At 41.6% G+C, this 1800-nt stretch carries 2 protein-coding genes; one reads left to right on the top strand and one right to left on the bottom strand.

Annotation, left to right across the window (positions count from 1 at the left end; genetic code table 11):
- Positions 1–1101: VCBS domain-containing protein (locus L4C33_RS22000; RefSeq protein WP_428814513.1), on the top strand; the 1101-nt coding region annotated here is incomplete at its 5' end.
- A gap of 117 nt (positions 1102–1218) precedes the next feature.
- Here L4C33_RS22000 and L4C33_RS22005 read toward each other — a convergent pair.
- Positions 1219–1716, bottom strand: coding sequence for an ATP-dependent zinc protease family protein (locus L4C33_RS22005; protein ID WP_428814514.1), 498 nt, complete (start codon positions 1714–1716; stop codon positions 1219–1221).
- Between the last annotated feature and the right edge of the window lie 84 nt (positions 1717–1800).

The following is a 1800-nucleotide window of genomic DNA, read 5'->3' on the forward strand; positions in this document are numbered from 1 at the left end:
GACAGTGAGAATCTGACGTGGCAATTAACAAGTAGTCCTTCAGGGCAATATGGCAATCTGAATTTTAACGCGGCAACTGGCGGGTGGGTTTATAGCTTAATTGCCGGGGCAACGAATGCATTACCTGCCAATACGACCGAAATTGATGCATTTATTGTCGAAGTGTCTGACGGCGTAAATACGACTCAGCAAACCATCAGTGTTTCGGTTATTGCTAATCAGGTTCAGCAAGGTGCTGAAGGATATGACTTATTGGCAGCCACAACGGAAGACGAATGGCTATGGGGTGGGCCTACAGACTTATCTGATGCCGGGCAAAGAGACACGTTTGTTTGGACGGAAACTACAGTTGGCACAGCACTTGAATCAGGAATTGACTACATCAAAGATTTTGATGTCACGGCAGACTCGCTCGATTTACAAGGCTTTTTCAATGTAACTGATGTTTGGAATGCCACTGATGTCGCACAGCAAATCAATATCAGTGATGTCAACGGTGAAGCGCATATCGAGCTATTGAATAGTAGTGATGAATTGGTTCAGACGATTATTTTACAGGGTGTCGATTTGGATGGCTTCGCAGGAGTATTGACCGAAGGTATGACAAGTAGCGAGTTAGTGAGCCACCTTGTTAGTGAACAAAAAATCGTTGTTTCAGACACGATGGGCCATGAAGGGAACGATATTCTATCAGGCACATTGAATGATGAGATTTTGAAAGGGGGAGAAGGTGAAGACATATTCTATATGCTGGAAGAGCATTCTGGCACGTCAGCTGACCCGACCACCAAAACTATTACCGACTTTGATCTGGCGAATGATCTTGTTGATATTAGTGACCTACTTCCTGATTCACCTAGCATGCAAGATTTGCTGGCGAACATTGAAGTTGAAGTCACAGACGATATAAACGACCCAGCAGATCAAACAAACACGAACCTAGTCATCACTGATCAAAATAGCGGTGTGACTGAGGTCAATATCAATAACCTTGGCTGGAATGATTTGGGAATTATAGACGTTGCAAATACAACAGATGAAGCCATATTTTCAGCTTTGATCGATCAACTAAAAGTGGTTCAGATCAGCGAATCATCTTAATGTTTGATTCATAAACTAGATACCTAAATGAGAGGGTTGGTCGACATGTTAGTTACATTACGACCAACTTATATTTACGAGGTAATAGGCTATTTTTTAAAATATTTTTACTCAATTTTAGCTATTCGTACGAGGTGCATTTACTGATACATCGACAACTGCTCGTCCTGCTAATATATTGCGTCCGATAAGAACAGGGTAGGTCATGTGACTTCGGTCTTTAAGCGAAAACTCAGCAATAATCGGCTCTCCATTTATACTGACGTCTAACTCGACCACCGGACGCTCTTTACCTTCTGATGAATGAGCTTGTCGAATACTTGCCCATCGAACGATTTCCTTCTCCATTCTAATTACGTCACCACTTTCTGTGGGAAAATTAAATGTTACGTAGTCTTTGTCGTTTCTACTGAAAAATTGAATGTCTTGCGCATTAATTGAAGACGTCGTTGCACCTGTATCAATTCGACTTGGGAAAGCTTGTGAATTTCCTTCTAATGTTGTGTGTTCAACTTGACCARAAACTTGTAACTCAACCTGTTGAGCAAACGCGCCAAATGTAAGTAATGACGTAGTTAGAACAAGAGTATTCACAATGCGTTTAATCGATTTCATAAAGGGTCTGTCTCTCTCTGTAGGTACAAATCTATATTATGGGAGTACCTAGCAGAGAACTTATCATTTTGCGCCATCGGCTAC

Source organism: Vibrio makurazakiensis, assembly GCF_050337375.1.
Lineage (GTDB): Bacteria > Pseudomonadota > Gammaproteobacteria > Enterobacterales > Vibrionaceae > Vibrio > Vibrio makurazakiensis.